20 protein-coding genes, 1 tRNA gene and 1 pseudogene (1 of these 22 only partly in view) are annotated in these 25,049 nt (G+C 51.0%); 12 read left to right on the top strand and 10 right to left on the bottom strand.

Features of this window, described 5'->3' with window-relative positions; genetic code table 11:
- The first annotated feature begins 136 nt into the window (after positions 1-136).
- The 5 genes from ACTG2T_RS05860 to mobF are packed head-to-tail and all read left to right on the top strand — an operon-like array spanning position 137 to position 5,392.
- Positions 137-331 (top strand): helix-turn-helix transcriptional regulator, encoded by a 195-nt coding sequence (locus ACTG2T_RS05860; protein ID WP_439973776.1) that lies wholly within the window; start codon positions 137-139, stop codon positions 329-331.
- Complete coding sequence (locus tag ACTG2T_RS05855; protein ID WP_330124869.1) at positions 328-825, top strand: hypothetical protein; 498 nt, start codon at positions 328-330, stop codon at positions 823-825. Before ACTG2T_RS05860 ends, ACTG2T_RS05855 begins: the two co-directional genes overlap by 4 nt.
- Positions 822-1,112, top strand: coding sequence for a hypothetical protein (locus ACTG2T_RS05850; protein WP_330124868.1), 291 nt, complete (start codon positions 822-824; stop codon positions 1,110-1,112). The genes ACTG2T_RS05855 and ACTG2T_RS05850 overlap by 4 nt, the downstream gene beginning before the upstream one ends.
- Positions 1,109-2,839 (top strand): type IV secretory system conjugative DNA transfer family protein, encoded by a 1,731-nt coding sequence (locus tag ACTG2T_RS05845; RefSeq protein ID WP_330124867.1) that lies wholly within the window; start codon positions 1,109-1,111, stop codon positions 2,837-2,839. The genes ACTG2T_RS05850 and ACTG2T_RS05845 overlap by 4 nt, the downstream gene beginning before the upstream one ends.
- Positions 2,840-2,842: 3 nt before the next feature.
- Positions 2,843-5,392 (top strand): MobF family relaxase, encoded by a 2,550-nt coding sequence (gene mobF, locus ACTG2T_RS05840; protein WP_330124866.1) that lies wholly within the window; start codon positions 2,843-2,845, stop codon positions 5,390-5,392.
- A 62-nt stretch (positions 5,393-5,454) separates the two neighbouring features.
- On the opposite strand, the gene ACTG2T_RS05835 is transcribed toward mobF, so the two are convergent.
- Both ACTG2T_RS05835 and ACTG2T_RS05830 read right to left on the bottom strand, forming a co-directional pair.
- The gene (locus tag ACTG2T_RS05835) at positions 5,455-7,524 is read right to left on the bottom strand and encodes a DNA methyltransferase (RefSeq protein ID WP_330124865.1); all 2,070 of its coding nucleotides are present in this window, start codon (positions 7,522-7,524) and stop codon (positions 5,455-5,457) included.
- A 2-nt stretch (positions 7,525-7,526) separates the two neighbouring features.
- Positions 7,527-8,366: a hypothetical protein gene (locus tag ACTG2T_RS05830; protein ID WP_330124864.1), complete on the bottom strand. Its 840-nt coding sequence runs from the start codon at positions 8,364-8,366 to the stop codon at positions 7,527-7,529.
- 290 nt (positions 8,367-8,656) lie between these two features.
- Here ACTG2T_RS05830 and ACTG2T_RS05825 point away from each other — a divergent pair.
- Positions 8,657-9,548, top strand: a pseudogene (locus tag ACTG2T_RS05825) (IS5 family transposase).
- 363 nt (positions 9,549-9,911) lie between these two features.
- On the opposite strand, the gene ACTG2T_RS05820 reads toward ACTG2T_RS05825, so the two are convergent.
- The 5 genes from ACTG2T_RS05820 to rpsU all read right to left on the bottom strand — a co-directional run bounded on the left by ACTG2T_RS05820 (position 9,912) and on the right by rpsU (position 14,805).
- Positions 9,912-9,988: transfer RNA gene (locus tag ACTG2T_RS05820), tRNA-Ile, on the bottom strand.
- Between the two features lie 187 nt (positions 9,989-10,175).
- On the bottom strand, positions 10,176-12,071 hold the full coding sequence (gene rpoD / locus ACTG2T_RS05815; protein WP_263718854.1) for an RNA polymerase sigma factor RpoD: 1,896 nt from the start codon (positions 12,069-12,071) through the stop codon (positions 10,176-10,178).
- 183 nt (positions 12,072-12,254) lie between these two features.
- Positions 12,255-14,042, bottom strand: a complete 1,788-nt coding sequence (gene dnaG, locus ACTG2T_RS05810; protein ID WP_111900991.1) for a DNA primase — start codon at positions 14,040-14,042, stop codon at positions 12,255-12,257.
- Positions 14,043-14,130: 88 nt separating this feature from the next.
- Positions 14,131-14,574, bottom strand: a complete 444-nt coding sequence (locus tag ACTG2T_RS05805; protein ID WP_005349081.1) for a GatB/YqeY domain-containing protein — start codon at positions 14,572-14,574, stop codon at positions 14,131-14,133.
- A 15-nt stretch (positions 14,575-14,589) separates the two neighbouring features.
- Positions 14,590-14,805, bottom strand: coding sequence for a 30S ribosomal protein S21 (rpsU, locus tag ACTG2T_RS05800; RefSeq protein WP_005309452.1), 216 nt, complete (start codon positions 14,803-14,805; stop codon positions 14,590-14,592).
- 179 nt (positions 14,806-14,984) lie between these two features.
- Here rpsU and tsaD point away from each other — a divergent pair, with 179 nt between their 5' ends.
- Positions 14,985-15,998 carry a tRNA (adenosine(37)-N6)-threonylcarbamoyltransferase complex transferase subunit TsaD gene (gene tsaD, locus ACTG2T_RS05795; protein ID WP_005349085.1) on the top strand — a complete coding sequence of 338 codons (1,014 nt, stop codon included), beginning with the start codon at positions 14,985-14,987 and terminating at the stop codon, positions 15,996-15,998.
- Between the two features lie 242 nt (positions 15,999-16,240).
- On the opposite strand, the gene ACTG2T_RS05790 is transcribed toward tsaD, so the two are convergent.
- The gene (locus ACTG2T_RS05790; protein ID WP_042052808.1) at positions 16,241-17,560 is read right to left on the bottom strand and encodes an anaerobic C4-dicarboxylate transporter; all 1,320 of its coding nucleotides are present in this window, start codon (positions 17,558-17,560) and stop codon (positions 16,241-16,243) included.
- 125 nt (positions 17,561-17,685) lie between these two features.
- Positions 17,686-19,128, bottom strand: a complete 1,443-nt coding sequence (gene aspA, locus ACTG2T_RS05785) for an aspartate ammonia-lyase (RefSeq protein ID WP_005340569.1) — start codon at positions 19,126-19,128, stop codon at positions 17,686-17,688.
- A 442-nt stretch (positions 19,129-19,570) separates the two neighbouring features.
- Between aspA and ACTG2T_RS05780 the strand changes: the two genes are divergently transcribed.
- Positions 19,571-20,047, top strand: coding sequence for an FxsA family protein (locus ACTG2T_RS05780; protein ID WP_101531596.1), 477 nt, complete (start codon positions 19,571-19,573; stop codon positions 20,045-20,047).
- A gap of 34 nt (positions 20,048-20,081) precedes the next feature.
- Here ACTG2T_RS05780 and ACTG2T_RS05775 read toward each other — a convergent pair whose 3' ends face one another.
- Positions 20,082-21,416 (bottom strand): MATE family efflux transporter, encoded by a 1,335-nt coding sequence (locus ACTG2T_RS05775; protein ID WP_234915953.1) that lies wholly within the window; start codon positions 21,414-21,416, stop codon positions 20,082-20,084.
- 260 nt (positions 21,417-21,676) lie between these two features.
- Here ACTG2T_RS05775 and ACTG2T_RS05770 point away from each other — a divergent pair, with 260 nt between their 5' ends.
- The 4 genes from ACTG2T_RS05770 to ACTG2T_RS05755 all read left to right on the top strand — a co-directional run.
- A complete protein-coding gene (locus tag ACTG2T_RS05770) occupies positions 21,677-21,970 on the top strand; it encodes a co-chaperone GroES (RefSeq protein ID WP_005340573.1) in 294 nt (97 codons plus the stop codon).
- A 43-nt stretch (positions 21,971-22,013) separates the two neighbouring features.
- Entirely contained in the window at positions 22,014-23,648 is a 1,635-nt protein-coding gene (gene groL / locus ACTG2T_RS05765; protein WP_005340575.1) for a chaperonin GroEL, read from the top strand.
- Positions 23,649-23,750: 102 nt separating this feature from the next.
- The gene (locus ACTG2T_RS05760; RefSeq protein WP_005358155.1) at positions 23,751-24,251 is read left to right on the top strand and encodes a molybdopterin-binding oxidoreductase; all 501 of its coding nucleotides are present in this window, start codon (positions 23,751-23,753) and stop codon (positions 24,249-24,251) included.
- Between the two features lie 23 nt (positions 24,252-24,274).
- Positions 24,275-25,049, top strand: partial view of a putative bifunctional diguanylate cyclase/phosphodiesterase gene (locus tag ACTG2T_RS05755; protein ID WP_005358159.1) — the start only. 1,157 nt of this gene lie beyond the right edge of the window; only the first 775 of its 1,932 coding nucleotides appear in the window; its start codon is at positions 24,275-24,277; its stop codon lies beyond the right edge, outside the window.

Below are 25,049 nucleotides of genomic sequence, written 5' to 3'. Positions count from 1 at the left end.
CCCCATGATTTGCTTAGCATCGAAGATAGCGATTCGAGCCATTTTTTGTCAACAGAGTTATCTACGCTGTGACAGGCGAGAAGCATGATAGGGGCTGGGATAATAGCTGAGAACCAACAACAAAAAGAGAGATATCATGGCTTTACAACTAATTATACGCCCGGCACAACTAGCTAATGAGCTTGGTGTCAGCAAGACGACGCTGTGGAGATGGCGTCAGGCTGGGATTCTTCCGGATCCAGTCTTGTTAGGCCCTCGGCTAGTCGGCTGGGAGAAGGCAGTTATAGAACAATGGATTCAATCTAGGAGCAAAATGGAGGTTTCGCTATGAGTTCATCCCCGCGGTGTCAATATTATGCTGAGCTGCTCATGGAGCAATATTGGAATTCGTTAAGTCGTATTTCGAATGATAATGAAGAAACAGTAGCATTTTTGATTGCAGGTGCACTTTGTTATGCAGAAAATCTTGCAATGGTTGAATTAGACATCACTTGTCATACTGATGTACTTAGGTTAATCATAGATAAATTGCAAAGATCTCATTGTCGAGAATTTGTAATCTCTCATGATTCGCTTTCTACACACAATAGTATTATCGCAATGGTTGCTGTTGCACGATATCGTGAATGTGTCATAAAAGAATTAGGTGGAAATCAGACCCCATGCACCTTGCAGGTATGCAATGACACAGAAAAATTGCGTGAAGCTCAACACGTATACCGTGTGCCACTGATTTCACGCTGGATTTCAAATGTGCGCAGAATATTAAGAAAGGTAGCGATTTTACTGGGGATTTCAAAGTTTTCAGAGAGGGATTTTTTATGAAGCAGCAAAACCAGAAAGCGGTGACCGTTCGATTTACTATGAAAGACTATCTGGATATGGTACATGAGGCAGAAGTAAAAAAATTGTCAACAGCTGATGTAGTACGTCAAGCATGGGCTAGCTATCAAGCGTATCAGAATATAGAACGTCAGCTCTTTAAATTAGAGCAACGCATATTAACTAGCACTTTCGAAATTTGTGCTGCGACGGTGGGTCTTTCAGGCATCGAACGAAAAGCAGCTGCTAGACAGGTAAACATTGCTTTAGGCAAGGAGATTATCCAATGAAAACACATATTCCACCTTCCATCGGATATCAGCAATGGGGATTAATGGCAGGATTATTTTTTATTTTAGTCGTAGTTGGGCAGGTCATACAGATAAATTTACTCTGGCCAACGAACGACTGGGGACGTTTTACAGATCATGCAACTTATTTTGGAAAGGGTATCTGGTTGCTGTTAACACAGCATTCATGGACTAATATTGATAACTACTTTAACACGTTCGCCATACGTGATGTCCGCAACAAGATGTTGCTGGCAGCGGTAGGCTCATTTTCTATTTCATTGCTATTTTCGTTCATTTTAACAATAACTATTTTGTGGGAACCAGGTGGTCGGAAAAAAATTATAAAAGTAAATGGTCCCACTTTGTATAAGAATGCAAGCTTAAAAACAGGGCTTAAATTACGCCGTTTGAAGAATAGTCAGCGCTCTGGCATTGCCGTTCATCCTGATGTAACACTCAGTAAAAAGGAAGCTGAAGGGAATTTATTTGTATTCGGTCAACAGGGATCCGGTAAGTCAGTGGTTATCAAGACGGTTTTAGAACAAATCGTGAGCAATGGGGATGTCGCTGTTATTTATGATGAAAAGCGCGAATATACTGAGCTTTTTTATGACCCCATTGACACTATTCTAATCGCACCTTGGGATAAACGCTCGGCAGTATGGGATATATCTAAAGACCTACGGTTTGAGGAAGATTTCGAGTTAATAGCTAATATTCTGGTATCTGATCGGGCTGAGGACACGACGTGGTCAAACGGTGCACGAGCGATTTTGGCAGGAATTCTGGCCGTTAGCAGTGCCAATGGGCCGAGCAATTGGGGTTGGCAGCAGGTAGTTGAGAATCTATCACTCGATACACTATCGCTCCGTTCTGCATTAGACAGGCACTATGATCGTGCATCGCGGTTTGTTGAAAATGAGTCTAAGACTACTCACGGTTTCATATCGACACTTATGACAGATGTTGCTTGGCTGTACTCGCTAGATAAGGCTTGGGCAGATACTGGGAAAAGTCTATTTTCCATTCGAGACTGGCTGGACGGAAAAGAACCAAAAATTAAGAAAATTATCGTACAAGCTCACCCCGAACTTAAGTATGTCGGCGCCCCTTTGTGCAATGCGATGATCGGGCTCATGACCAAGATTGCCACCGCCAAACCTGATCATGGGGCAGCACATATCTGGTTAGTGCTTGATGAACTGGGAAATCTGCCAAAAAACGACAGTCTAAAAGAATGGATGAGCATCGGGCGATCTAAAGGCTGCCGGACACTGGCCGGTACTCAGTCTATTTCACAGCTACATAAGACATATGGTGAGCATGATACTGACACCCTGCTGAACCTATTTTCGACAATCATTGCGCTCCGTTGTGGCGCTACTGGTGGCGTGGCCGAATACGCGGCCAAAGCATTTGGTGAAGCGATCTACGAACGACCTACCTATTCCGAGAATCAAGAGCAAACTGCAAGCTGGCAGAAGGAAACTTGGCGGCTCGTAACCCCATCTGATCTGGTAAACCTGCCACAATCGACCCCACAAGGAGTTACTGGCTACATCACGAGTTCCGGCTGGAATGCGGTGTATAGGCTTCAGTGGCCCTACCCAAAACTGAATGTGATTGCCAAAAGCCATGTCGCTGCTGATTGGCTGCTTCAGCGCAGCTCAAAACCGGCATCGACACCACCAACAACAAGAAATGGGCGATTGAAGGGGAATTAACTTATGTTATCAGTACATGCGATTAGCCACATTGGATACTACGTAGACGAGGATTATTATCTGACAGATGACCAGCCAGTCGGGATCTGGATCGGTAGAGGCGCCATTGCGTTAGGAATATCGGGCAGGGATATATCGGACGAGTATAATAGTATTATGCGGGGCTTTGCTCCTAATGGCAAAACCCCGCTGTGTTCCGTACCAGGTGAATCACATCAGCCTGGCTGGGATCTCACGTTCTCCGCACCCAAATCGGTGAGTATCGTCTGGGCTGCCGCCGACCATTCTTTACGTGAAAAAATCAGTGATGCTCAGCTTGTAGCTGTCAAAAGAGCGATCTCGTTTCTCGAAAATCATGCAGCTTTTACGCGCAGAGAGCATGCAGGCCAACGACGAGAACGAGTTGATGGGCTGGTTGTTGCGACTTTCGAGCATGAAACATCAAGGGATCTCGATCCCCAACTGCACACCCATGCCCTAGTCGCTAATGTAGCGCCTCGGTCAGATGGAAGTTGGGGAACAATAATCAGCCGAGACCTATACCTATGGCAAAAAGCTGCTGGTGCTACATACCGTGCTGAGCTAGCTTACCAGATAAACTTGCTGGGGCTTGCCGTTGAGCCTGACGGGGAGAGCTTCTGTCTTCCATGTATTCCCGATTCTATCTCTCACTATTTCTCTAAACGTGCGCACGCTATCACAGAAAGCCTGACACAGACGTCAGCGACAAGCTGCGCCAGCAGTATTGGTGACAGGGCAAAATTGGTTACCCGTCGAACCAAACAACGGGTCGAGCGTTCCGCACTACTTGAAAGGTGGCAATCGGAACTTGATGGCTTTGGTTTAACAGCTAAATACATTGAGTCCCAAAGCGGGCATCGCCTAGCCGGAAAGCCTGTCGTTGAACCACTTTTTTTCAAAGGGATTTACGCAGCATTGACTGAACGAGTTGCTGTATTCAGAGCACAAGATCTCTATCAGCTCGTTGCCGAGAAACTTCAGTGCTTCTGTTTACCCGCAGCGGAAATTCAAACTTTTACTGCATCTCTATTAGCTGATGATGAGTTGATCCCTATAGGAATAGATGAGAAGCACAGCCAGTTATTTACGACACGGCAAATGCTGCGTGTAGAAAGAGAGTTAGTCGACGTAGCTAAAGTTCTGTTTACCCGAAATAAACTGAGATTGACAACAACAAGCCTACAGACTGCTATCACCCTTCAGGAAAAAAGTTGTGGCTACCAGCTGACTCAGGAACAACGTGTGGCATTAATGGATATATGTTGCAATGGTGACCTAGCTATTTTGCAGGGATCGGCTGGGGCAGGTAAATCCTCTACAATGGCGGTGCTAAGGCATGCGTACCAATCTAGTAATCATCATGTGATTGGCGCGTCAATCGCGAAACGTGCGGCTGATAATTTGCAAGAGGAATCCGGTATACCATCATTTACCGTTGCCAAACTTCTTAACGATAGCGAACGGGGACGAAATAATTTTTCAACAGCAGATGTATTGGTGATCGATGAAGCGGGACAAATAGGCACTAGGCAGTTACATAGTTTGTTACATATTGCTGCCGAAAATAACGTCAAGGTCATACTCGTCGGTGAGGACAAGCAATTGGATGCAATTGAACATGGTGGTTGTTTGAGATATCTCTCGCGTCAATTAAATTGCAGCCGCATTGAAACCATCAAGCGACAGCGTGAAAGTTGGGCTCGGGAGGCAGTCATGCAATTACGCGACGGGAAAGCGAAAGCTGCTCTTGAGGCTTTTCAACAAAGAGGTCTACTGAATTTTTGTAGTAACGCTCACGAGACTAAAAGTTCCATGGTTCATTCTTGGAACCAGTTCAGGCTTGCTAACCCAGAGAGATCTACCTTACTACTAGCCCAGAAGTGGGCAGATGTAAATCTACTCTCAAACCAAGTACGTACCATACTTCAGGCCGAGGGGAGTGTCGGCCTCAATGAGGTGGAGGTAGATTGTATAGTTTCTGAGCACAGATGTAAGTATAAATTTGCGGCAGGAGATCGTATTAAGTTCTGCAAAAATGATTATCGCCTGCAAGTATCTAATGGAACATTTGGAACTATTAGATATGTAAAAGCCAATGATGGCCGCATTGATTTTGGTGTGGATTTAAATGATGGTCGGTACATTACATTCAATAACTTAGATTATAAAAATGAAGATGGAAGACTACCAATTTCTCTTGGTTATGCATTGACTGTATATGCCAGCCAGGGCATAACTATTGATGGCGATGTTTTTGTATGCTGGACAAATGGCATGGATAGGGCAAATAGTTACGTTGCAGGAAGTCGCCATAAGGATAATTGCCATTGGTTTTTTAATAACCAAGAAGTTGACACTATGACAGTACAACATAATGAATTAAATAATAAAGAAGTGGCGAGAATAAATGCAATAGCTAAAGTTATGTCATTTGATCTTAGAAAAAACATGGCTATGGATTATATAAGTAATGACGAGAATGGAAATGTAAAAGCAAAGTCACATATTATTCGTTATTTAATGGAAAAATGATTGCATACGCTCCCGCCATTAATCAGGAGCGTACGCTATTTTTATAAAACAGTTTAACAGTTTTATAAAAGCTTATTTAATGACTTATGTAGAAGCTCTTTTGTATCTCCATTACTCATTTTAATACAAGATGCAACCGATATAACCTGTGAGCAAATTATTACAAAACGGTCACCAGCACTTATTTTTCTGTTTATGCTGTTGAATCGGTTTAGATAACCTTGGACTTTGCTATGAATTTCCACTTCAGGATCATTTATTACCGGAGGGAGTTGTTGCTTTTTGCAAACTAAAATTGCGTCTATATTTATTGGTTCTTTAGTGATACTTTTAGGAGCAGCTACAGACATCTCCGCTTTTACTGGATGCGCTGCTGTAATATAAAACCCTGCATCCACTATAGCATCATAGATAGCCATCCACCCATCATCAGTTGAGTGATGATAGCTGAAACATAATAGACCATCGTGCTTTAGAACCCGGTAACACTCTCTAAATACAGCATTTATTTTTTTTGAAAATTTAACGTTATCTTTATCTTGTACTTCATTTTCATGTGATGAGTCATTTCTATTTAGGTATGGATAATCCACACTTACAGCATTTTTAATCCAAGCATAGAAAAAATCACTGAGTTCACTATAATGAACAAAATCAAAGTAAGGTGGGTCGGTAATAATAGCATCGACAACCATATCAGGGATAGGTAAGCTAGCACTATCTCCGTTTAATATCATTGCACTGGAATTACTTGAGCATGAAGAAAAACCATCAAAAGTTTTAACGAAAGTTATATCCATCGGGTCGCTACATACAACCTTGTTGGATGCAAGTCGTTCTGCATCACTTGATAACTTTATCTCAAATGGTTCTTCAAGATATTTTTTTGCCTTTATTAAACGACTTTTGAACAGGCTGCTAAATGTCCCACTACTTTTCCCATCAATACCCCAAACCGTGTTCTCTAAAGGAGTTCTTTCCGGTTTTAGTATGTGATTTGAAAATAAATGCCTTACGGCTCCAGTGCCCTCACCTTTAAAACTACAAAAAAGGTTATTAAACTCAAGCGTGCCACTAAACAAGCATATGAAATGGTCTCTAATTACTTTGTCATCGATCTTTAGGATTTCTTTTAACAAGAGCCCTAAACAAAGTAATTGACGAGTGCTAAAGAAATCTGACCAGGAATTATAATTATATCCTCTAGCTTGATTTGTATTATGTCCTGGTCTGACTTCCATTGTAGGAAGTGGTAAATAATTCTTTATTTTTTCGAAATCAGCCTCTGCGGAGGCTAATAACTCGAAGTCATATTCACTGGGTTTTATATATATTTTTTCACCGGATGGGCTTAAAGCCATCACTGCATATAGTCGATGTTTAGGGGCACCGTTATCGCATGAGATCAATTGTTTTATCTTATATTTTATCCCATTTCTCGTTGTTACATTTGCACCTTGCACCGGCCCAGCTTGAGGGTTAAAGGTATGGTTGCAACTTGAGCACTGTACTGATGTGGCGTTATATTTTCCGACTAATATGTCACCGCAACTAGGGCATAATATTTGTGACTCTGGTTTTTTACTAGCATAGGCATTTTTGCTAAAAACATAGCTTGTAAATAAGGGGATCTCCTCCCCTGACGGGGTTTTTACTACCTTTACCCAAAAATAATATAAGGCGGGTACAATTTCACCTGTTGTTGGTAGCTTTGTCGTGTAATACCCTAATATCTGGTCCTTTATATCATTCTCTATTTTAGAGAAATATTGATGTAGTCGAGAGATATCGACATTGGTTAGTGATTGGGTAACAATAAAGGTACTGACTGGATTCACGTCACAACCAATAACGTTGGCGCCAAGCTTAATAGCCTCACCTAGGGTTGTTCCTGATCCCATAAATGGGTCAAGCACAATTTTTCCTTTGAAATTTTGCTTTTGATAGAAATCCGGCCAGTCATTTTCACTTAGAGATCCAGAAATGATAGAGCGAAATACGCTACCAAGTCTTTTGGCCCACCATTTATGGATGTGGTATATTGGGCGGTTAATCTCTTTTCGATAACTTTCAATTTCTGCTATACGGTCTATAGACTCGAAAGGAAAGTTTTTTTCAATAGCAAATTTCATATTTACTCACTAAGAAGGGGCATGGCAGCTGAGGTTCTGACTCTAGGCACTCTAACCTTACAATCATGAAAGATATCAGATATTATTTCAGGTGAGATCGGGTATGATACACGGCCAAGCTCAATTAGGCTATAGCTAAAGGAGTTACCATAGATATCAAACCTATCTATTCTGTATATGACATGGTTATTTAAGCCTAAATTAACCCCATGATTATATTTCAGCACTAGTGTTTTTTTATGAAAGAAACACTCTAATCTAGAGTTTAATGGATTGGGGTAGGTGTACATTGCACGTCTTCTTACAGAGCCCTCTCCATATGGACCATGTCCATATTCTGTTATGTTCGATACTTTTGCTTGTTTATGGAGGTTAAAATCATAGTTGATAAAGTCACCGTGCATCAAGATTAGGGTGACAATAGCACTACTATTTGTATTCAATAGAGCAAAAAAATAGTAGCATGGTATTTCAGTTGTTATATCTCCAACTTTAATAAGGGCTGTTCCACACGGTAGGCAGCTATTATAGTCCATGGTTAAACCTCTGGAGTCACTTCCATTTGGCTTTTGTATTAATTTTTTAACCTCTATGCCAACAATGACTCCTGTAGTTCTGTCACGGATAATTATATCTGGAGTAGTCAGAGGGCCTGAACTGGTTACTTCTAATTCAGGAAATGCATATCTAATTTCGCTTTCAATCATACAATCGAAAGGATCATCTTGTACTGTTCCAACTAATGATGGTGCTCTCAGGTTTATAGGAATAACCCCATTGATGCATGAGTTGTTAAAATGTGCGTATATGGCTGTTATAATTTGCTCTGCGTTAAAATACATTTTCATTCCAGTTTTTGTTGTAAAGGAAGATTTAAGGTACTCAATTTGAACACTGTTCGTGCCGTGCCTTGGTGATTCTTTAGCGCTTACCATTAGTCACGAATGAGCCAGACAAACATCTTTTCCCTGATTCGATGTTGTCAGTGAAAGACTGTTGCTGTTGCCAAATATGCCACATTTTTAGGATGTTTGTGTAGGCCATGGCGTTGTTGCCTAAATCGATGCAGCTTGAATGTAACTAACTGAGGGCTCGGTGATCTGATCACCCCCATCCCCTTCAAGTCAGCATCATGGGCACGTCGCTTCACCCCATCACCAACTGGCCTAAATACAACAGGTCTCTGATTAACCGTGGTTCACTCACCTTCTGGGTTGATACCGAGGCCATGAGCAACTGGTTTCACCATGACCATCATGGGCGGCATGGGCATAGTACCCTCTACACCGACCAGACCATCTGTACCTTCCTGATGCTCAAAAAGGATATTCAATCTCTCCCCGCGTGCGACCCAGGGCCTGCTCGACTCGCTGTTTGAACTGAGCAATGTGCCGCTGTCCGCCCCGGATTATAGCTGCGTCAGCAAGCGTGCCAGCACGCCCACAGTGCCCTACCGACTGCCACCTAAGGGCACGGTCACCGATCTGGTCATCGACTCCACTGGACTCAAGCTCTTTGGTTAGGGTGAATGGAAGGTCAGAAAGCGTGGTAATGAGAGGCGTTGGGTATCGCGCAAGCTGCATCTAGCAGTGGATCCGGCCACCCATGACATCGTGGCGGCCGAAGTCTCGTTGGAAAATGTTCATGATGCCGAGGTTTTGCCGACCCTGCTCAATCCGCTGCGACGGGTGATTGCCACTGTTTATGCGGATGAAACATATGACACCAATGCCTGCTCGACTGTTCACTCGCAAAGGTGCAACCGCCTGTCTTCCGCCACACCTGAATGCCGAGATATGGGAAAAGGGGCATCCCCGTAACGATGCGGTGCTTGTTGAGGAGTTGCCTCACTGGAAGCGGGTTTGGGGTATCAGCGGCATTCGTTATCAGACACGCCGATGCACCAGTTCAAACAACTGATGGTAGAGAAAATCAGCCTGCGTAACTACGACGGTCAAGTGGGAGAAATCATGGCCTATGTGTGCGCCATGAACAAACTGAATACCCTGGGTTTGCCTGTATAGCTACTCGTTGGGGCTGGGGGAATTTCGCACTGATGGTTGATTTGAGCAATGCCCCATCAGTATGGAGCGACAAACCCCGAGGCTGGAGACAAATTGAAGCACCATCATTCTCATCTGTAACAACACGAACATGATCGTCTTGAGGCAGTCTAGAAACATATGTAGCAATCGCCTTGGGAAACCCGCACCTCTGCTATGGATGTAGTGGATATTGCTGGATACTAGCCTTTCCGGCCTCATAGTAACTGGGCTGAGTATAACACTAGCTTCTAGCCTTCCCCTAAGTGTACTCATAAGTGCACTCATAAACGATAGATGTGAAAAAGGCGCAGCAGTTACTAACCTGCTACGCCTTGCTATATATGGTGGCCCCTGGGGGACTTGAACCCACGACCAATCGATTATGAGTCGACTGCTCTGACCAACTGAGCTAAGGGGCCAAATTGTGCGTTTAGCGGCGTGGATTATAGGGGAAGAGGAAAGGGCAGTCTATAGGCATATCAACCACTTGGCGACTAATTGTCCAGGTCGATAGAGGGGGAAAAGCCGGTCGCAAGGGTAAATGCCAGACAAAACAAAGCCCCGCATGGCGGGGCTTTGGCAGAGCAGTTTGACACAGGGTCAGGACTATTCGTCCAGGAAGCTGCGCAGCACTTCCGAGCGGCTCGGGTGGCGCAGTTTGCGCAGTGCCTTGGCTTCGATCTGACGAATACGCTCACGGGTAACGTCGAACTGTTTGCCCACTTCCTCTAGGGTGTGGTCAGTGTTCATGTCGATACCGAAACGCATCCGCAGTACCTTGGCTTCACGGGCGGTCAGGCCAGCCAGCACTTCGCGGGTGGCGTTGCGCAGGCTTTCGCTGGTCGCCGCATCCGCTGGCAGAGCCAGGGTGGTATCTTCGATAAAGTCGCCCAAGTGGGAATCTTCATCATCACCGATGGGCGTCTCCATGGAGATAGGCTCTTTGGCGATTTTCAGTACCTTGCGGATCTTGTCTTCCGGCATGCCCATGCGCATGGCCAGCTCTTCCGGGTTCGGTTCGCGCCCCATCTCCTGCAGCATCTGACGGGAGATACGGTTGAGCTTGTTGATGGTCTCGATCATGTGTACCGGGATACGGATGGTACGGGCCTGATCCGCGATGGAGCGGGTAATGGCCTGACGGATCCACCAGGTAGCATAGGTCGAGAACTTGTAGCCACGACGGTATTCAAACTTGTCTACCGCCTTCATCAGACCGATGTTGCCCTCCTGGATCAGATCCAGGAACTGTAGACCGCGGTTGGTGTACTTCTTGGCGATAGAGATAACCAGACGCAAGTTGGCCTCAACCATCTCTTTCTTCGCACGGCGGGCTTTGGCCTCACCGATGCTCATGCGACGGTTGATATCCTTGATCTGGGCAATCGACAGACCGGTCTCTTCTTCAATCTGCTGCAGCTTGCCGATGGCGCGCTGGATATCCTCGTCCATTTCAACCAGACGAGGAGACCAGGCTTTGCCAGCCTGCTTCTGGTATTCGAACCAGGCAGTTTCACACTCGTTGTTGGTGAAGGCCGCGACGAAGGTTTTCTTCGGCATCTTGGCCTGCTCAACGCAGAGCTTCATGATGATGCGTTCCTGCACGCGGACGCGCTCCATCATTTCACGCATGTTGTTGACCAAGCGATCGAACTGCTTGGGCATCAGGCGGAATTGACGGAATACATCGGCCAGCTGGGCGATGGCGGCCTGGGTATCTTCGTGCGCGCGACCATTCTTCTGAATGGAGAGGCGGGTCACTTCATACTGGGCACGCAGTTCACCAAACTTCTCGCGAGCGACTTCCGGATCCGGACCACCGTCACCGTCGTCGTCAGAGCTGTCGCCATCTTCGTCTTCGTCTTCTTCGTCTTCTTCATCTTCGTCGGCCAGATCGTCTTCGCCGAGCTCGGAACCGATATGCGTGGCGGTAGGCGCCATATCTTCAGTTTCGTTCGGGTCAATAAAGCCAGAGATGATGTCAGAGAGACGCAGCTGCTCGGCTTCGTACTTGTCGTACTGTTCGAGCAGGTAAGTAATTGCTTCAGGGTACTCGGCTACGGAGCTTTGTACCTGGTTGATACCGTCTTCGATCCGCTTGGCGATGTCGATTTCGCCTTCACGGGTCAGCAGTTCGACGGTACCCATTTCCCGCATGTACATGCGGACGGGATCGGTCGTGCGACCAATCTCAGATTCAACAGATGCCAGAGCCTGGGCCGCTGCTTCGGCAGCGTCCTCATCGGCGGTACCACCTTCAGCCATGATAAGGTCATCGGCATCCGGAGCGTTTTCAACCACTTGAATGCCCATATCGTTGATCATCTGAATGATGTCTTCGATCTGGTCTGAATCGACAATGTCTTGCGGGAGGTGATCGTTCACCTCGGCATAGGTCAGGTAGCCCTGTTCTTTACCTTTGGCAACGAGGAGTTTAAGCTGAGACTGCGGGGTTTGCTCCATAGAACTCATCCGGTTGGTGTTGCTAGGTTGCGCGTACAGTGCGCTGCTGCGCAAATAGCCAATTCTAATAGAAAACCGCCAGACATGCTATGTCTGGTTGCGGCGTCGGTCATGAGAAACCCCTGCCCGCAGTATTGTCGGGGCCAGGCGGTTATAAAATTTTTGCTTTTCATCCCGTCGATTCGGGCAACGCTATCCATATTGGGACTAATCACTCAAATATCAAGCCCCACTTTCATTTCTTTTCTCAATTTGCACCTCTCTTATCAGCATCATCAGCTCTTGGGTTTCTTCGGAGCTTAGTCCTTCCTGAGCCACTTTGGCCTGCAATTCTTCGATCCGCTGTTTCAGAAACTGGTTGATGAAGCCGACGAAGGTGTCCTGCAATTCTCCCAGAATATCCGGCTCCTGATCGAGTTTGATCTCCTCGAACAGGTCGTGCATGGCCAGCTGAGCAAGGATCTCTCCCTCCTTGGTACCACGCCAGTGTTCCAGCAGGATACCGGTTGTGATACTAGGCTGTGCCAGGATCTGCTGGTGCAGTTGCAGCAGGAACTTGATGCCCTGTACGCGTAGTCCGGCCAATTCCGGCATGGGGGGAAGCTCAGCCGTTACTGCCGGATATTGCACCATCAGTGCCAGCGCACGCCGCAGTGGGGTCAGCTTGGCTGCCTTGGGTTTGTTGACCTCGGCCTTGGGCTGACTGTTGCGGGCAAAGAGCTCGGCGATGCGCTGTTTGTTCTCACCCCAACGCATCATGCTGGAGAGACGAGTGATCAGCCCTTCGCGGGTAAACCCTTCCGGTACGCGACGAATAAGCTCGGCGGCCTTGTTGGCCACTTCGAACTTGCCTGCCTCACCGGAGAGCGCCGCATCCCGGCCGAGACGCTCGAACATGAAGTCGGCGAACGGCTGGGCTTCATCGAGCAGGGCTTCAAAGCCCTCCTTGCCGATCTGGCGTACCAACGAGTCGGGATCCTCGCCATCGGGCAGGAACACGAACTTCAGCTCGCGGCCATCCTGCAGATGAGGGAGGGCATTATCCAGCGCGCGCCACGCGGCTTCACGACCAGCATTGTCGCCGTCGTAACAGCAGACCACCTCGGCGGTGGTGCGAAACAGGGTGTGGATATGGTCGCTGGTCGTTGCAGTACCCAGCGCCGCCACCGCATAGTCGATGTCGTACTGACCGAGTGCCACCACATCCATGTAGCCTTCCACCACCAGGATCCTGCGTGGATCCTTGTGTGCCTGCTTCACCTCGTAGAGACCGAACAGCTCCCGCCCTTTATGGAAGATGGGGGTTTCCGGCGAGTTCAGGTACTTGGGGGTGCCATCACCCAGCACCCTGCCACCGAAACCGATAACCCGGCCACGCTTGTCGCGGATCGGGAACATGATGCGATCGCGGAAACGGTCATAACTGCCCGGGCCATTGTCACGGGTGATCAGCATGCCGCCCGAGATAAGCAACTGCTCGTGATCCCGGCTGGCACCAAAGCGGCGGCGCACCTGATCCCAGTCGCTGGGTGCATAACCGATGTTGAAGCGCTTGACTACTTCGCCGGTCAGGCCACGTCCCTTGAGGTACTCCACCGCGTGGGGGGCACTCTTGAGATTGCTCTCGTAGAAGCGGGCTATCTGGTTCATCAGCTCGAACAGATCCTTGCTGACTGCGGGCTGGCTATTGGCCGAGCCGCCGATGCTCTGCTCGCGAGGCACCTGCATGCCCTGCATGCTGGCGAGCTCTTCGATGGCATCGGGAAATTCGAGACCGTCGTACTCCATGACAAAGCCGATGGCATTGCCGTGGGCGCCACAACCGAAACAGTGGTAGAACTGCTTCTCCTGGCTGACGGTAAAAGAGGGGCTTTTTTCGTTATGAAAAGGGCAGCAAGCCTGGTAGTTCTTACCGGCTTTTTTCAGCCGCACTCGCGAGTCGATCAGCTCGACTATGTCTGTGCGTACGAGCAGATCGTCGATAAAGGATTGGGGGATCCTGCCTGCCATAACCGTCCTGTTTCATTGCGGAGAAAATAAAAAAGCCGCGCATTCCAAGGGAAGCACGGCTTCTTCGACCAAACAAGAGAGTTGCCTGTTACGCCAAGCGGGTTTTCACCTGAGCACTGACGGCGCCGACATCGGCACGCCCCTGAATTTTCGGCTTCAAGACAGCCATGACCTTGCCCATATCAGCCATGACGGCAGCACCACTTTCAGTGATGGCTTGCTCGATCAGGGCGGCAATTTCATCTGCGGTCAGCTGTTGCGGCAGGAATTCCTGCAACACAACGATCTCGGCGGACTCTTTGTCGGCGAGATCCTGGCGACCTGCAGCTTCAAATTGGCTGATGGAATCGCGGCGCTGTTTGACCATTTTGGTCACGACAGCGAGGATATCCTCATCATTCAGCTCGATACGGGTATCGACTTCACGTTGCTTGATTTCTGCCATCAACAAGCGGATCGCTCCCAGACGTGCCTTATCTTTGGCAAGCATGGCGAGCTTTTGCTGATCCTTGAGTTGATCCTTCAGAGACACGGCAATATCTCCCGATTAGTACAGGCGGATACGACGTGCGTTTTCGCGAGACAGCTTCTTGGCGTGACGCTTGACAGCAGACGCTTTGGCGCGCTTACGAATGGTAGTCGGCTTCTCGTAGAACTCACGGCTACGAACTTCGGACAGGATACCGGCTTTTTCGCAAGAACGCTTGAAACGACGCAGAGCAACGTCAAACGGCTCATTTTCACGGACTTTGATTACTGGCATGTGCCTTTCACCTCAGTGATAAATTGTTAGCTGATCTTCAATCGATCAGCATGTCTTAAAATGGTGCGAAATTATACTCTGGACAGGGAATGAAAGTAAACCCGCAGAGATCGCTCTGGTTTAAAAAACCCGCGAAGGTTACCATAGCCGTCTCATTTTAGCAGTGAAATTTTTTAGCAATGCGTGTATTGGGCATAGAGACATCCTGTGACGAAACCGGGATCGCGATCTTCGACGATCAAAAAGGGATCCTTTCCCATCAGTTATACAGCCAGGTCAAGCTGCATGCGGACTACGGTGGCGTCGTCCCCGAACTCGCCAGCCGGGATCATGTTCGCAAGACGATCCCGTTGATCCAGGCCGCATTGCAAGAGGCGGGACTGGGCAAGGATGACATCGACGGCATCGCGTATACCGCGGGTCCGGGTCTGGTTGGCGCCATTCTGGTGGGCGCCACTATTGGTCGTTCGCTGGCGATGGCATGGAACAAGCCTGCTATCGCCGTCCATCATATGGAAGGCCACCTGCTGGCCCCCATGCTGGAAGAGAAGGCCCCCGAGTTCCCCTTCGTGGCGCTGCTGGTCTCCGGTGGTCACTCCATGCTGGTGCGGGTCGACGGTATCGGCAGCTATCAGCTGCTGGGGGAATCCATCGATGATGCCGCTGGCGAAGCGTTCGACAAGACCGCCAAGCTGATGGGGCTGGACTATCCGGGTGGTCCGCTGCTCTCCCGTCTGGCCGAGAAGGGCACCACCGGACGTTTCCACTTCCCCCGTCCCATGACTGATCGCCCAGGGCTCGACATGAGCTTCTCCGGCCTCAAGACCTTCACCGCCAACACCATCGCCGCCAATGGTGATGATGAGCAGACCCGTGCCGATATCGCTCGGGCGTTTGAAGATGCGGTGGTCGATACCCTGGCCATCAAGTGCCGTCGTGCTTTGAAAGAGACCGGTCTTAAGCGTCTGGTGGTCGCCGGTGGCGTCAGTGCCAACCGTCATCTGCGTGCCCAGCTGGCGGAGCTGATGGAGAGCCTCAAGGGCGAGGTGTTCTATCCGCGCACTGAATATTGCACCGATAACGGCGCCATGATTGCCTATGCCGGTATGCAGCGCCTGAAAGCGGGCGTGTTTGAGCCGCTGGCGGTCAAAGCCGTGCCGCGCTGGCCGCTGGATACCCTGGATCCGGTCTGATCCGACAGATCCCGCCTTCTGGCGTGGTGGTGAGTACCATGGTGGCCTACGGCTCCTGCAATCCGGCAGCGGTGGTTATAGTGCCGCTGGCACGCTGTTGTGGTGTCTGCTGTCGCCGTGGTTGAGCCATCCGGGTAAGACGTCAGGTCTCTCGCTGCCAGACAGCCAAGCACAGAGTAAAAAGATAAAAAAATCCCCGCCAACTGGCGGGGATTTTTATTTGGCGATCGGCAGGCGATGAATTACAGCAGGATGCCGCCGAAGAAGAAGCCCAGCGCCACGGCGATGGCGATGGTGGCGGTGCCCGGTACGAAGAAGGGGTGGTTGAAGACCGCCTTACCGATACGGGTGGAGCCGGTGTCGTCCATCTCTACCGCGGCCAGCAGAGTCGGGTAGGTCGGCAGTACGAACAGAGCGCTCACAGCTGCGAAAGAGGCAATCGCAGTCAGCGGGCTGACACCCAGTGCCAGTGCGGCAGGCATCAACGCTTTGGTGGTGGCACCTTGTGAATAGAGCAGCATGGCGGCGAAGAACAGCACCACGGCCAGCAGCCAGGAGTACTGGTTCAGCAGGTCGCCAGCGATCAGCTGGATGGTGTCCATGTTGCCTTTCACGAAGACGTTACCCAGCCAGGCGACACCCAGTACACAGATACAGGCGGACATACCGGACTTGAAGGTCGGCATGTTGGTCACTTGGGTGGCGTCCAGTTTGCACACCAGGGTCATGATGGTGGCCGCGGCCAGCATGATGCCCATGATGGCACCGTCACGGGGGATTGGCGGGTTGGTGATCAGGCCCACTTTACCGGAGATGGCAGTGGCATAAGCCATGACAGCAACGATGGCGGCGATGAAGATCCAGACAGACAGTTTGGCGTACGGCTTGATCTCGAGCTTGGTAGTACCACGCAGTTTGATCAGACCCTTGGCTTTACGCTCCAGATAGACTTCGTCCTGATCCAGCGGTTTGCCCATCATGTTGGCAATGAAGGCGCCCAGGATACAGGCCAGGAAGGTAGAGGGGATGCAGATGGCCAGCAGGGTCAGATAATCAACACCAAACGGCTCGAGCATGCCGGAGAAGGCAACCACAGCGGCAGAAATCGGGGACGCTGTGATGGCGATCTGGGAGGCGACAACCGCGATGGAGAGCGGACGGGATGGGCGGATCCCTTGCTCTTTGGCCACTTCAGCGATCACCGGCAGGGTGGAGAAGGCGGTATGACCGGTACCGGCCAGCATGGTCATCAGGTAGGTGACCACCGGGGCGGCGAAGGTGATGTATTTGGGGTTCTTGCGCAGCGCTTTTTCTGCCAGGAAGACCAGATAGTCCATCCCGCCAGCCAGTTGCATACAGGCGATGGCGCAGATGACGGACGCGATGATCATGATCACATCCCAAGGGATGTAGCTGACCAGTTGATCGCTCGGGATGGGCATGCCCAGACCCCACGTCAATACCAGTACCCCCAGACCACCGGCAAAGCCGATGCCGATGCTGCCTATCCGGGCCCCCAGATAGATAGCGGCGAGCACGACAAGTAACTCGATTCCAATCATAGCGATAACTCCATTTTTTAGTTTTTGGTTTTTATTTGGCAAAAAGCCAATTCCCGATCGGGCTGGGGATAAAGACCAATCGGGAACTGACTTTATGGGCCGGGAAGATCCCGGCCCACACTCGCTTATACGGCAGCTTCGCGGGTGAAACGCTTGGCTTTGTATTGTGGGTTCATCAGGTTCTCGATGGAGAGAATTTCGTCCAGCTGCTCGGCGCTCAGCAGACCGCGCTCAAGAACGACTTCACGGACGTTCTTGCCGGTCTGGGCACAGATCTTGCCGACGATATCCCCTTCGTGGTGGCCGATGAAGGGGTTCAGGTAGGTCACGATACCGATGGAGTTCAGCACGTGATTCATGCAGATTTCCGGGTTGGCGGTGATACCTTCCACGCACTTCTCGCGCAGGGAAATACAGGCTTTTTCCATCAGGCTCAGGGATTCGAACATTGCCTGACCAATCACCGGCTCCATGACGTTCAGCTGCAGCTGACCGGCTTCGGCGGCGAAGGTGATGGTGATGTCGTTACCGAATACCTTGAAGCAGGATTGGTTGACCACTTCTGGGATAACCGGGTTGACCTTGGCTGGCATGATGGAGGAACCCGCCTGCATTTCCGGCAGGTTGATCTCTTTCAGTGCAGTGCGCGGGCCGGAGGAGAGCAGACGCAGGTCATTACAGATCTTGGATAGCTTCATGGCCAGACGCTTGATGGCGCCGTGCAGCATGACGTAGGCGCCACAGTCGGAGGTCGCTTCGATCAGGTCTTCTGCCGGCACATAGGCACGACCGGTGATCTCGGCCAGACGCTTGATGGCCAGAGCAGAGTACTCGGGCGGAGTGTTCAGACCGGTACCGATGGCGGTCGCGCCCAGGTTCACTTCCAGCAGCAGCTCCTGGCAACGCTTGATGGACTTGATCTCTTCACGCAGGGTCACGGCGAACGCGTGGAACTCCTGACCCAGGGTCATCGGAACCGCATCTTGCAGCTGGGTACGACCCATCTTCAGGATGTTTTTGAACTCTTTCGCTTTGGCATCGAATGCCGCGATCAGGTGCTCCAGCGCGTGCAGAGTCACGTCAGTGCTGTTGACCACAGCAACGCGGAAACCGGTCGGGTAGGCATCGTTGGTGGATTGGCATTTGTTGACGTGGTCGTTCGGGTTGATGACGTCGTAACGGCCTTTCTCCAGACCCATGATTTCCAGGGCGATGTTGGCCAGTACTTCGTTGGTGTTCATGTTGACGGAGGTGCCGGCACCACCCTGGTAAACGTCGACCGGGAACTGGTCGAAGCATTTGCCGGTGTTCAGCATCAGGTCGCAGGCTTCTACGATCTTGTCAGCAATTTCAGGACGGATGGTACCCAGTTCACCGTTTGCCAGCGCAGCGGCCTTCTTGGTCAGCACCATACCGCGGACGAATTCCGGAACGTCAGAAATCTTCTGAGAGCTGATCTTGAAGTTCTCGACAGCGCGCAGGGTGTGCACACCGTAGTAGAGATCATTGGAAACTTCTTTGGTGCCCAGCAGGTCTTCTTCAATGCGGACGTTCTTGATGTCGCTCATTGTAATGCCTCAGAAATCAGATAAATGGAAAAATCCTCACCGAGTGGTCGCGAGTTCCTTGCGCACAGCTCATCCTGAAGCACCACACATCGAGTGGGGCGGTTGGGAGAATGACCTCCCGAAAAACTAATCAATATACTACTCCAATTGAGGTATCGGTTATTAGAGGTGGATCACTAAATTTGCGACATTTTCAAATTACTTTGAGGAAAGTACACATATGTTATGAAGTTTTTATCATGATGATTTTTATAGGTTTTTGTGACTTTTTGCTGATTTTTTAGATTGCTGATGATGTAGGAGTCAGTTGACCAACTTGAAAAGAGGGGGGCAGCCCCCATTTATTCAGGGTAGAAAGTGGTGATGACGGGGCGGCAAAATCGCCTCTGACCATCGTTGGATGGGCGCCACTTTTTCTCAATTTACCGGTGCTGGAGTGGATATGGGCAAGTTGTTTTTGTTGTTGGTGGGTCTGGTTGTGCTGGAGCTCACCGTGATGATCGAGGTCGGCTCGGTAATCGGGGCGCTGCCGACTGTCGGCTTGCTCATCCTGACTGCGGTATTGGGCTCCTCGCTGGTGCGCAGTGAAGGGATCAAGACCCTGTTCAGCGCCCAGCAAAAGATGCAGATGGGCGAGATGCCGGGCCGCGAGGTGATGGGGGGCATGATGCTGGCGTTGGCCGGTCTGCTGCTGATCATTCCGGGTTTTGTCACCGACTTTTTCGGGATCCTGCTGCTGCAGCCCTGGCTGCGCAACAAACTGGCCGACAAGCTGATCGGCAGCAACCAGTTCCGGATGCAGATGGGCGGTTTCCAGCGTACTCAATCGCCGTTTGGCAACGCACCGTCCGATGATCATCTGGGGAACGCCAAGCAGGGCGGCACCACCATCGAAGGCGAATTTGAGCGTAAAGAGTAATCGACGAGATGAAAACCCGAGGCGAGTGACTGAATCAGGGTTTGCCCTGATGGCACAGCGCCTCGAAGCGGTGTCGGGCATACCACCACGCGAGGGTGCCCGCCGCCAGATTGGCCAGCAAGATCCCCAGATAGATCCCCTGTTCTCCCCCCAGCTTTGCCCCCAGCCAGGCTCCTGGCAACAGAAAACCAAACAGTCGCAATCCGTTGAACAAGAAAGAAATACTGGATGCTCGCACGCCATTTAGCGCCGAGGCCAGCAGCATCACCATGCCCTGAAAGCCGTAACCGATCGGCACCAGATGCAGATAGAGAATAATCAGGCGAATGACCTGCGGATGATCGCTGAACAGATTGGCGATCAGCGGGGCGAGCAGCCAGGTCAGGCCATAGATGGCGAGCTGGAACAGCAGGGCAAAGCGCAGGCAGCTCTGAAGTGCGGCTTTGGCCCGGGCCGGATTGCCGGCGCCGCAGTTTTGCGAGATGAAAGGGGCCAGTACGGAGGCAAGGGCCATCATCACGATCAGCAGCAGCGCCTCGACCCGCGACGCAGCGCCGTAAGCGGCCACCACCTCGGTACCCAGTCCTGCAAAGATCGTCATCAGCACCGCATTGGCCAGGGGGTTGAGCATATTGGTAAAAGAGGCTGGGACGGCGACATGAAGTAACGCCCGCCAGTGGGTCAGCAACCGGGCCCGCGGCGAGAGGCGCCACAGCAGCAAGCCCTCCCGATGACGCAGGATATAGAGGCTGACAAGCATCGCCATCAACCAGGAGATAGAGGTGGCGATGGCGGCCCCGCGGATCCCCCATTCGGGAAAGGGGCCGATACCGAAGATCAACAGAGGATCCAGTACCCCGTTGACCAGCCCGGCTACTGCCATCACCAGACTGGGGGTTTTGGTATCGCCGGTCGCCCGGATGGCGGCATTGCCTACCATGGGCAGCACCAGCATGGGGACGGTGAGATACCAGATCAGCATGTAGTCATGGATGAGGGAGATAAGCTCGGCACTGGCGCCCAACAGGGTAAACAGAGGCTTGATGGTGAGAGCGCCCCCTGCGGAGAGCAGGGCCACCATGATCACCGCCAGAAACAGGCTGTCGGTGGCGAGATGGGCCGCCTCATCGTGTTTGCCCTGCCCCAGGGTATGACCGATCACCGCTGACAATCCGGCGCCCAATCCCATCGCCAGCGAGGTAACCACAAAAGTGACAGGAAAGGTAAAACTGATGGCGGCCAGAGCTTCGGTGCCCAGCATACCGATAAAAAAGGTATCGACCAGATTGAAGGCCAGAATGGCGATGATGCCGAAGATCATGGGGCCCGTCATCTGGCGCAGTACGACCGGAATAGGGGCTGTCAGCATGGGGTTGGTGCGGGTCAAGGGCTCGTCTCTACAGCTGGCTTTGAAGGTTCTGGCATGGAAACCGGGCGGCTTGAACCGACCTTGCTCCAGAGTGCGGACATGGCTGAACCATCGAAGATGTTTATAGTACGTGAAAAAATTTTTTTTGTATTTGCCCTTGAAGGGTTAGCAACTCTGCCCCACATCAGGAACATATCTAATTTGGCCTGGAACGGCCATTCCTCAAAGCAACAATGAGACTCATTTTGGGAGAGTTATCGATGAAAATTCGTCCACTGCACGACCGCGTCATCATCAAGCGCATCGAAGCTGAAGCCAAATCTGCCGGCGGTATCGTCTTGACTGGTACTGCGGCCCAGAAGTCCACCCGTGGTGAAGTGCTTGCCGTGGGGACTGGTCGCATCCTGGATAATGGCGAAGTCAAAGCGCTGGCCGTGAAGGTTGGTGACAAGGTTATCTTCAACGAAGGCTACGGTGTGAAGACCGAGAAGCTGGATGGTCAGGACGTCCTGATCCTCTCCGAAACCGACATCCTAGCGATTGTCGAAGAGTAATCCATCCTCCTTTTCCCCGAATTGATTTAAGGATTGAAGAAAAATGGCAGCTAAAGACGTTAAGTTTGGTAACGAAGCCCGCATCAAGATGCTGGAAGGCGTAAACATCCTGGCTGATGCCGTCAAGGTGACTCTGGGCCCGAAAGGCCGCAACGTGGTGCTGGACAAGTCCTTCGGCGCCCCGACCATCACTAAAGATGGTGTTTCTGTTGCGCGCGAAATCGAGCTGGAAGACAAGTTCCAGAACATGGGCGCCCAGATGGTCAAGGAAGTGGCTTCCAAGGCGAACGATGCCGCCGGTGACGGTACCACCACTGCAACCGTTCTGGCTCAGGCTATCGTCAACGAAGGTCTGAAAGCCGTTGCCGCCGGTATGAACCCGATGGATCTGAAGCGCGGTATCGACAAGGCCGTTGTGGCTGCTGTTGCCGAGCTGCAAGCGCTGTCCCAGCCGTGCGCCGACAGCAATGCCATCGCTCAGGTGGGCACCATCTCCGCAAACTCCGACGAGAAAGTGGGCAAGCTGATTGCTGAAGCCATGGACAAAGTGGGTCGCGATGGCGTCATCACCGTTGAAGATGGTCAGGGTCTGGAAGATGAGCTGGCAGTTGTCGAAGGTATGCAGTTCGACCGCGGCTACCTGTCCCCCTACTTCATCAACAAGCAAGAGACCGGTTCTGTTGAACTGGACGACCCGTTCATCCTGCTGGTTGACAAGAAAGTCTCCAACATCCGCGAAATGTTGCCGGTGCTGGAAGGCGTTGCCAAAGCTGGCAAGCCGCTGCTGATTGTTGCTGAAGACGTGGAAGGCGAAGCCCTGGCGACTCTGGTGGTTAACACCATGCGCGGTATCGTGAAAGTGGCTGCCGTCAAGGCGCCTGGCTTCGGTGACCGTCGCAAGGCCATGCTGCAGGATATCGCTGTACTGACTGGCGGTACCGTCATCTCTGAAGAAGTTGGCATGGAGCTGGAAAAAGCGACTCTGGAAGATCTGGGTCGTGCCAAGCGCATAGTCATCACCAAAGAGAACACCACCATCATCGATGGCGTGGGTGATGCCGGTGTGATCGAAGGCCGTGTTGCCCAGATCCGTCAGCAGATCGAAGAGACCTCTTCCGACTACGATCGTGAGAAGCTGCAAGAGCGCGTAGCCAAGCTGGCTGGCGGTGTTGCCGTGATCAAGGTTGGCGCAGCCACCGAAGTCGAGATGAAAGAGAAAAAAGCACGCGTGGAAGATGCCCTGCACGCTACCCGCGCCGCGGTTGAAGAAGGTGTGGTTGCCGGTGGTGGTGTCGCGCTGGTTCGCGTTGCAGCCAAACTGGCTGGTCTTCGCGGTGACAACGAAGACCAGAACGTCGGTATCAAGGTTGCCCTGCGCGCCATGGAAGCCCCGCTGCGTCAAATCGTCATCAACGCCGGTGAGGAAGCCTCCGTCATTGCCAACGCAGTGAAGAACGGCGAAGGCAACTTCGGTTACAACGCTTACAGCGAACAGTATGGCGACATGCTGGCCATGGGCATCCTGGATCCGACCAAGGTAACCCGTTCCGCCCTGCAGTTTGCCTCTTCCATCGCCGGTCTGATGATCACCACCGAGTGCATGGTCACCGAACTGCCGAAGAAAGATACCCCTGCCATGCCTGACATGGGCGGCATGGGTGGCATGGGCATGATGTAATCATCCCCCCTTGCTCTGTTTGACAAACGGCTCGCTCAAGGCGAGCCGTTTTTTTATATCTGGCTAAACTGAGTCTGTTGAGACAGCAAATCTGGGGGCGATATGAAAATGTTTGGTTGGCTGACACTACTGTGTTCATTGGTCATCATGCCGGTGATGGCTGCTGAGGCGCTGACTGGGCCGGTGATCCTGAAAGTCGGTGGTAACATCAGGTCGGCAGACGAAGTTGATGGCAAGGTGTTGTTTGATCTGGCAAAACTACAGGCTCTGCCGCAACATGAGATAGTGACCGGCAACCCGTGGGTGGATAAGCCGCATACCTACAGAGGCCCAAAATTGGCCGATGTATTGACTGCAGTCGGTGCGGATGGCAAGACCATTACGTTGACGGCACTGAACAGTTTCCAGATCCGCATTGAATGGGACAAGGTTGCCAAATACGAGCCCATTCTCGCATGGGAAGACAATGGTGCTGTCATGCGGGTGCGTGACAAGGGGCCGGTCTGGTTTATGCTGCCTCTTGATCAATATCCGGAATTGAAGCGATCCGAATATACCGACATGATGATCTGGCAGCTGGATTTGATAGACATTCAGCACTGATAAAAACCGCACGGGAGCATGGGGTGAAAGGAAAGACCAGGGCGTGGCCACTGCTCGTCATTCTGTATGTATCCATCCTGTTGTTTACCGGGAGCACCCTCTATTGCCTGATGCAGATCCAGAATGCGACCAGAGCGATGGAGAAATACACCTATGATGTCTCCTGGGCGCTGATGCAGTTGCAGCTGGAGCTCGGTCGTTTCCTCAATGCGGTAGAGGTCTATCACTATGGCGGGATTGATCATGACACCCTGATGCTGCGTTATGACATTCTCTGGAGCAGAACGCCCATCCTGTTGAGCGGCCAGCTGCGCAAGAGCATGCAGGACAAGCAGAAAACCTTGCGTCTGGTGCAGCTGATTGAAACCAATATTCGCCAAATAGAGCCCGACATCACCAAGTTGCAAAGCGGGGCATCTGACTATCAGCAGATCATGATGCGCCTTGCCCCGCTGCAAGAGCCGCTCTCCTACTCCCTCGCTTCTGTGATGCAGAAGAACATCAACGTCTATTCCGAGAACGATCGCCATTTTGGCCAATTGCGCAATGCCTTGTTGTTGATGGTCTCCGGTCTGGTCATGTCAGTGCTGCTGCTCAGCATGCTGCTTATATATGAAGGGCGTCGTCATTTCAGAGCGGCCAGACGGGATCCGCTGACCGGGTTGTCCAATCGGGTTGCTCTGCTGGAGCGGATGGAGCTGTACGCCACACAGGAAGTGCCGTTTGGGCTGGTGCTGGTCGATATCAACGACTTCAGGGATATCAACAGCAAGTTTGGCTATGACACCGGTGATTATC

It is taken from the genome of Aeromonas sp. 75A (genome assembly GCF_051919425.1).
Lineage (GTDB): Bacteria > Pseudomonadota > Gammaproteobacteria > Enterobacterales > Aeromonadaceae > Aeromonas > Aeromonas veronii.
Note: the sequence above shows the minus strand (reverse complement) of the source record. Positions and strands in the feature narration are given on the sequence as shown.